The following is a 7,482-nucleotide window of genomic DNA, read 5'->3' on the forward strand; positions in this document are numbered from 1 at the left end:
AAGGTGGCGAGATCCCGATGTTCTACGACTCGATGATCGCCAAGCTCATCGTGCACGGCAAGGATCGCAACGACGCGATCCGCCGCATGCGCGAGGCGCTGAACGGTTTCGTGATCCGCGGCATCTCGAGCAACATCCCGTTCCAGGCGGCGCTGCTGGCGCACCCGAAATTCGTGGCGGGTGACTTCAACACCGGCTTCATCGCCGAGCACTACGGCCACGGCTTCCGGGCCGAGGACGTGCCGCACGACGATCCGCTGTTCCTGGTGGCACTGGCAGCCTTCGTGCGGCGCAGGGCGCAAGAGCGTGCGGCGGGCATCAGCGGGCAGTTGCCGGGCCACGGGGTCGAACATGCGCCGGAGCTGGTGGTCGTGGTGCTGGGCGAGCAAGGCCAGCACCAACACCATGCGGTGAAGGTGATCAACTTCGACGCTGCGGCGGGCGCGGCCGACGTGCATGTCGGCAGCCACCACTACGCGATCCAGAGCCACACCAAGCTGGGTGAAGTGCTGATGATCGGCCGCTGCAACGGCCAGCCGTTCTCGGCCCAGGTGGAGCGCGGTTCGGCCAAGCAGCCACTGGCGATGCGCGTGGCCCACAACGGCACGCAGATCGACACGCTGGTGCTGCTGCCGCGTGCGGCCGAGCTGCTGAAGCTGATGCCTTACAAGGCGCCACCGGACCTGAGCAAGTTCCTGCTGTCGCCGATGCCGGGCCTGCTGGTAGACGTGGCCGTGGCGCCGGGCCAGAAGGTGCTGGCCGGCGAGAAGCTGGCGGTGATCGAGGCGATGAAGATGGAGAACATCCTCGTCGCGGTGCAGGACGGCGTGGTGGGCGAGGTGCTGGCGAAGAAGGGCGAGAGCCTGACTGTCGATCAGCCCATCATTGCGTTTGCCTGAGGAGTGCTGTCATGAGCGACACCAAGCCCTTCAAGATCCTCGGCATCCAGCAGATCGCCATTGGCGGGCCGAGCAAGGACAAGCTCAAGGCCCTGTGGGTCGACATGCTCGGCCTGACGGTCAAGTCGACCTTCGTCAGCGAACGCGAGAACGTCGACGAGGATATCTGCGCGCTGGGCGAGGGCGTTCACGCGGTCGAGGTCGACCTGATGCAGCCGCTGGACCCGGAAAAGAAGCCGGCCGTGCACACGACGCCACTGAACCACGTGGGGCTGTGGGTCGACGATTTGGCCGTGGCGGTGGAGTGGATGGCGGCGAACGGGGTTCGCTTCGCGCCGGGTGGCATTCGCAAAGGGGCTGCGGGCCACGACATCTGCTTCATCCACCCCAAGAGCAACGACGAGTTTCCCTTGGGGGGAGAAGGTGTCCTGATCGAACTGGTGCAGGCGCCACCCGAGGTGGTGGCGGCGCTGCGGCCGGCCGGCTAAAGCGCCGGCGCGGCTGGATCAGGCTTCTGCCTTGGCCTTGCCGGCCTTGCCCTTGCCAGCCTTGTTCGGCGGCACTTCCTTCGGGGCCGGCTTCGCGGCGATGTAGGTCACCTTGCGGACGACCTTGGCTTCGGCGCCTTCGCCCTTGGTGACTTCGTTGACCTTGAAACGGCCCAGCATCGGCACGGTCAGGTCACCCTTCTCGACCGCGGTCACGTTTTCGCGGATGACCGTCAGCACGGCCTTGACGATTTGCTCGGCCTTCTTGTCGGCCATCTCGCCGATGATCTTGGCGTCTTTGGCGCGCACGGCCGCGATGATTTCAGAGGGCTTCAATTCAGTGACTCCTTCGGTGATGACAGGGGATGGCAGGCGACGATCGATGCTCGTGTGCTGCCATACGCAAAAGTTGGTCCAGCTCCGGCCGAGCAGGTGCCTGTGGCTTTCGGCCAGCGTCACATTGTCCTCGCCTTGGCCGACCAAACCGAGGTAGCAATAAGTAACTGGGCGCAATCGACCCGGCGATTTAGGGGGCAGCGCCCAGGTGCTTGGCCAGGAATGCCTCGACGCGGCGGTAGTAGTCGGCTTCGTCGGCCGGGATCGCGAAGCCGTGGCCCTCCAGCTCGTAGACCTTGTAATCGACATTGACGCCGGCCGCCTTGGCCGCCTTGACGAACTTCTCGGCGTGCTCGATCGGCACCCGGCGGTCCTTGGCACCCTGAGCCAGCAGCACCGGCACCTTGATCTCGCCTGCGCGCAGCAGCGGCGAAACGGACCGCATCCGTTCCTTGTCGGCTTCGGGATCGCCCAGCAGCAAGGGCAGGGAGTAGCGGCGCAACTGCTCGGTCAGGTCGCTGTCCCTGGCGTTGTAGCGAAGCTCGATGTCGGTGACGCCGGCAAAGCTGATCGCACAGCGGTAGACGCCTGGATGACGGATCGGTCCCATCAGTGCTGCGTAGCCGCCGTAGCTGGCGCCCATGATGCAAACGCGCTTGTCGTCGATCAGGCCTTGCTTGGCGGCCCATTGCACGGCGTCGGCCAGGTCATCCTGCATCGCCTGACCCTCCTGCTTGATGCCGGCGCTGAACAGCTTGTTGCCGTAGCCGGTGCTGCCTCGGAATTCGGGCTCGATGACGCGGTATCCACGCGAGGCCAGGAACTGCGCTTCCTCGTCCCAATCGAGGTTGGCGCCACGCACCCACGGGCCACCGTGAACCAGCACCACTGACGGCAGCTTGTCGGTCGGTTTCGTGCCCGCCGGGTGTGTGATGTAGACCGGCATCGACAGGCCGTCGCGCGCCGCGATGCGGTGGAAACTGCGCCGGCCCTGCGAGGCTTCGGGCAACCACGGCCGTTCGGCGCCGATCAACTCCAACTTGCGCTGCTGACGGTCGTACAGGTAGTACTCACCAGGCTGGGTGTCCGAGGTGGAATGGACGACGAAGTAGCGCGTTGTCGTGCAGCGGCCGCAGGTGATCTGGTTGTTGCGACCTGTCGGTAGCGAGGCGTCGAGCGACTTTTGTAGCGCGTCGATATCGTCATCGAACCAGTAGCTCTGCGGGCGATCGGTGACGAAGTGCAATCCAACCACCTGCCCAGCCTTCAGATCGTCTTCGAGCACGACGTCCAGATCGAAACCTTTGACCGTCACCAATGGTTGCGGGCTCAGTTGTCTCGATTTCAGATCGAAGGTGTACAGCGCGTCCTCGCCGCTCTGGCTCGCTGAAACGATCAAGCGATCGGTGCCCTCGAGGTAACTCGGCCAGAACCCTTTGCCATCTTGGTTCACTGTGTCCAGAATCATTTGCCAAGGCTTGCTTGGTGCTTCGCGCCAGTGCAACTGGCGACGACCGTTCCAACTTGTGCGCACCACGGCGGGTGCACCGTCAGGGCCGGGCAGCCAGCCATTGATATGTTCCAAGCCGGCAAGTTGCACGGGGCGCAGCAGGCCGGTGGCGGTGTTCAATCGCGCGATCGCCTGCCCGGTGGGTTCGCCCCGCCCGTCGAACTGGTTCTCATGGACCCAGACATCGTCACTGCCATCGTCGATCGTGCGGTCCCACTTCCATTGGTAGTCGAGCACGCGCGAGACGATGTGAGTCGCCTCCTTGACCTCGAAACCTCGCCAGGCAATCAGCTGGCGAGACTCTTTGCCGTCGTGGTTGACGGCAAAGGTGCCGGCGCCATAGGCGCGCACCACGACACCGTCGCTGAAGTCGACCGCTTCGTAGATCAAACGGTTGTCGTTGACCCAGGCGAATTTGCCGATGTCGGCGTTGCGAAAGGAGGCCACCACTCGTGGGGCCTGCGTCAGCGGAAGGTCCAGCACCGCCAACCGGGTTCTGCCTTCGGGCGAAGGCACAGTGAGCGCCAGGTGCTGGCCAGAGGGCGACAACTGCACATGGCCGATCGCCTCACGGCGGAAGAAGTCTTCGACACTGGGTGGTGCGGCCTGCGCTGTGGCGGTCAACCCCAACATGGCCCCGGTGCCCAGCAGGTATGCCGCTCGAATGGCGGTCTTGCGATCGATCATGGTTCTCCCTCGGTCAGCCTGCTATTTTCGCGGGCGTTGGCGGCCGAGGTACCCCGCAAATGTTGAATCTGACAGAAGCTTGTCAGCCTGCCGCGATGAAATTCACGCAGACACGCAGCAATAGGAGACCGGGATGACGAACTACGCCGATTTCTACCGCCGCTCGATCGATGACCGCGACGGCTTCTGGCGCGAGCAGGCGGCGCTGATCGACTGGCGGCGACCGTTCGACCAGGTCTGCGACTACAGCGACCCGCCGTTTGCGCGATGGTTCGTCGGCGGCACCACCAACCTGTGCCACAACGCGGTCGACCGACACCTGAAGGACCGCGCGAGCCAGAACGCGTTGATCTTCGTCTCCACCGAGACCAACCAGGAGCGCGTCTACAGCTACGCCGAGTTGCACGCCGAGGTGCAGCGCATGGCGGCGAGCCTGCTGGCACTGGGGGTGAAACCGGGCGACCGGGTGCTGGTCTACATGCCGATGATTCCGGAGGCGGCGTTCGCGATGCTGGCTTGCGCCCGCATCGGCGCGATCCACTCGGTGGTGTTCGGTGGCTTTGCGAGCGTCAGCCTGGCGGACCGCATCGACAACGCCGAGCCGGTGCTGGTGGTCAGCGCCGACGCCGGATCACGCGGCGGCAAGGTGGTGGCCTACAAGCCGCTGCTGGACGAGGCGATTTCGCTGGCTAAGCACAAGCCAGCCAAGGTGCTGATGATCGACCGCGGGCTCGCGCCGTTCAACAAGGTGGCCGGGCGCGACGAAGACTATGCCGACCTGCGCGAGCGGCATCGCGACGCCAATGTGCCTTGCGTCTGGCTGGAGTCCACGCACCCCAGCTACACGCTCTACACCTCGGGCACGACGGGCAAGCCCAAGGGCGTGCAGCGCGACACCGGCGGCTATGCGGTGGCGCTGGCGGCCAGCATGAAGCACATCTTCTGCGGCCAACCCGGTGAAACCTACTTCTCGACCAGCGACATCGGCTGGGTCGTCGGCCACAGCTACATCGTCTACGGCCCGCTGATCGCCGGCATGGCGACCATCATGTACGAGGGCCTTCCGATCCGGCCCGACGCCGCCATCTGGTGGAGCCTGGTCGAGAAGTACAAAGTAACGGCCATGTTCAGCGCACCCACTGCGGTGCGAGTGCTGAAGAAGCAAGACCCGGCGGCGCTGCGCAAGCACGACCTGTCATCGTTGCGTGCGTTGTTCCTGGCCGGCGAACCCCTGGACGAGCCGACCGCCACCTGGATTGCCGAGGCCCTGGGCAAGCCCATCATCGACAACTACTGGCAGACCGAGACCGGCTGGCCGATCCTGACGATCTGCAACGGCATCGAAAAAGCGCCGAGCAAGTTCGGCTCGCCGGGCAAGGCGGTCTACGGCTATGACGTGAAGCTGATCGACGAGTCAACCGGCCAGGAATTGACCGCGCCCAACCAGAAGGGCGTGGTCGCGATCGCCGGTCCGCTGCCGCCCGGTTGCATGCAGACGGTGTGGCGCGACGATGCACGCTTCGTCAAGACCTACTGGTCCAGCATCCCGGGCCAACAGCTGTATTCGACCTTCGACTGGGGCATCCGCGACGAGGACGGCTACTTCTTCATCCTCGGCCGCACCGACGACGTGATCAACGTGGCCGGCCACCGGCTGGGCACGCGTGAGATCGAAGAGAGCATCTCCAGCCACCCCAATGTGGCCGAGGTGGCGGTGGTCGGTGTGGCCGATCAACTCAAAGGGCAGGTCGCGATGGCCTTCGTCGTGCTGAAGGATGCGACCCGTGCCGCCTACGCGGCCGGGGCCTTGAAGCTCGAAGGCGAGATCATGAAGGTCGTCGATGACCAGCTCGGCGCTGTCGCTCGGCCGGCACGGGTGCGCTTCGTCTCGGTGTTGCCGAAGACGCGCTCGGGCAAGCTGCTGCGCCGCGCGATCCAGGCGGTGTGCGAAGGGCGAGACCCGGGCGACTTGACGACGATGGAAGACCCGGCGGCGCTGCAGCAGGTGAAAGACCTGATGACCACCTGAGGTGCATGGGCCCCGATGCCTCCCGGCTTGAGGGCCCATGCCGCGCTTAGGGAAGCGCGACGCTCAATTCACCCGAATCGGGATGTAGGTCGCGTTGTTCTCGGACACGGCGTCGGCCACCACGTGATTGATGTCCACGACCGTACCGACCCAGTAGTTCCAGCCGCTGACCAGGTCGCTTGGGATCGTCACCGTCCGCCGATAGGTCAGCACGTCACCGCGCGACAGCGTCATGCCGGTGTTCGTGCCGAGCCAGCGGTCGGCGGTCGAGATGTAGTCGTCGTTGGACAGATACCAGCCTGTGTCGACTGTCTGGGTGTCACGGCCATTGTTCTCGTAGGTGAACTCGACCTGGACCGTCTGGCCCTTGTTCACGCGGTAGCCGGTCTCCGTCCCGACGGTGACCGTCGGCAGCAAGTTGCCGAACGCGTCGTAGACGGCGGTCCGGGCATGGAATGAGTACTCGCCGCTGGCGTAGGCGTACTTCCAGTGCGAGACGCCGAGGTCCTGCCAGCTGTAGGACCAGGGGCCGTATAGATAGACAGCACCGTCGGCGGCGTCTTCACCCAGGTAGCCGTGCGCCCAGGAGCCATTGGCCCAGATGTGCTGGAAGTCGGCGCCCATCACGTTGTATTCGGTGTTCACGTGCAGCAGGCCCATCGCGTGGCCGAACTCGTGGATGCCGGTGCCTTGCAGTTGCCGGCGGCTGCCGCCGTAGTAGATGAGGCTGTACTTCGACTCGTCGGCCGTCCATTGGAAGGGCGCGTTGTAGTCGAAGATCACATCCGACTCGTCACGGTGCGAAACCACACCAAAGAACCAGTAGCAGGTGTTGTACGAGTAGGTGATGGCCGGTGCGCCAGCGAGGATGCCTGCGTCGGTGCTGCCCCAGGTTTCGTTCTGACCGTTGCCCAGTCCCAGACCGTCGGTGTCGGTGGTGGAGCTGAAGTAGAACGGCGTCGGATTCTGGTTGGTCAGGTTCAGGGTGCGCTGAATGCCGTTGCGCCAGTAGCCGTCGGGGAAGCTCACGGGACTGATGCGGACCAGCGGACTGTTGGTGGCCCACTTGACGGGCACGCCCATGCACGAGCCAACGTTGAAGGCGAAGGCGGGAGCGGCGCTGAGGCAGGCCAAGGCGGCCGCGGCCAGGGTCAATCTTGCTTTCATGACAGTGCTTTCGATGATTGGTTCAATGGAAGGACACATGCGACATCACTGCGTCTTGTGCTGCGTGATGTCCGAGGTCTCCTTCGGAATGGCGTTCGCCTTGGCGCGGACCTTCGGCGGTGTCATCGCTTGCGTGGAAGGCGCCGGGATGCGAGCCTGCGCGTCGGTGCTTTCGAAGGTCGCGTTGCCTTCGGTGCGGGCTACTGACAGGCCGGCGAGCTTCGACTCGAAGCTGTCCGCCGTCATCGTCCGCCCGAGCGCGGCCCGGTCCGGCGCCGCTTCCTGACCGGGGCCGTGTCCGCCACGATCCGCTGCGGAGCGGCCGCCGGCGATCGTCGACATCTCGACCATCGCCGGTGCATTCGC

The 7,482-nt window shown here is 64.7% G+C and carries 7 protein-coding genes; 3 read left to right on the top strand and 4 right to left on the bottom strand.

The features are described from left to right. Both AC1DYI_RS21945 and AC1DYI_RS21950 read left to right on the top strand, forming a co-directional pair. The coding region (locus tag AC1DYI_RS21945; protein WP_477206256.1) for a biotin/lipoyl-containing protein at positions 1–899 on the top strand (899 nt) is incomplete at its 5' end. 11 nt (positions 900–910) lie between these two features. Beyond that, on the top strand, positions 911–1,387 hold the full coding sequence (locus AC1DYI_RS21950; RefSeq protein ID WP_477206257.1) for a VOC family protein: 477 nt from the start codon (positions 911–913) through the stop codon (positions 1,385–1,387). Between the two features lie 18 nt (positions 1,388–1,405). Here the strand turns inward: AC1DYI_RS21950 and AC1DYI_RS21955 are convergent, their stop codons facing one another. Then, positions 1,406–1,723, bottom strand: coding sequence for an HU family DNA-binding protein (locus AC1DYI_RS21955; RefSeq protein WP_477206258.1), 318 nt, complete (start codon positions 1,721–1,723; stop codon positions 1,406–1,408). A 190-nt stretch (positions 1,724–1,913) separates the two neighbouring features. Continuing rightward, positions 1,914–3,920: an alpha/beta hydrolase family protein gene (locus tag AC1DYI_RS21960; protein WP_477206259.1), complete on the bottom strand. Its 2,007-nt coding sequence runs from the start codon at positions 3,918–3,920 to the stop codon at positions 1,914–1,916. A gap of 133 nt (positions 3,921–4,053) precedes the next feature. On the opposite strand from AC1DYI_RS21960, the gene AC1DYI_RS21965 reads away from it, so the two are divergent. Further along, positions 4,054–5,949 carry a propionate--CoA ligase gene (locus tag AC1DYI_RS21965; RefSeq protein WP_477206260.1) on the top strand — a complete coding sequence of 632 codons (1,896 nt, stop codon included), beginning with the start codon at positions 4,054–4,056 and terminating at the stop codon, positions 5,947–5,949. A 63-nt stretch (positions 5,950–6,012) separates the two neighbouring features. On the opposite strand, the gene AC1DYI_RS21970 is transcribed toward AC1DYI_RS21965, so the two are convergent. Both AC1DYI_RS21970 and AC1DYI_RS21975 read right to left on the bottom strand, forming a co-directional pair. Further along, entirely contained in the window at positions 6,013–7,116 is a 1,104-nt protein-coding gene (locus AC1DYI_RS21970) for a hypothetical protein (protein WP_477206261.1), read from the bottom strand. A gap of 45 nt (positions 7,117–7,161) precedes the next feature. Beyond that, on the bottom strand, positions 7,162–7,482 hold a 321-nt coding region (locus AC1DYI_RS21975), incomplete at its 5' end, for a hypothetical protein (RefSeq protein ID WP_477206262.1).

The sequence above is a fragment of the Ideonella sp. P3_A4 genome (assembly GCF_056403075.1).

Bases quoted from the DNA above. Each gene is read 5' to 3' on its own strand.
- AC1DYI_RS21950 (WP_477206257.1), top strand. From the start codon at position 911: ATGAGCGACACCAAGCCCTTCAAGATCCTCGGCATCCAGCAGATCGCC.
- AC1DYI_RS21960 (WP_477206259.1), bottom strand. From the start codon at position 3,920: ATGATCGATCGCAAGACCGCCATTCGAGCGGCATACCTGCTGGGCACC.
- AC1DYI_RS21965 (WP_477206260.1), top strand. From the start codon at position 4,054: ATGACGAACTACGCCGATTTCTACCGCCGCTCGATCGATGACCGCGAC.
- AC1DYI_RS21970 (WP_477206261.1), bottom strand. From the start codon at position 7,116: ATGAAAGCAAGATTGACCCTGGCCGCGGCCGCCTTGGCCTGCCTCAGC.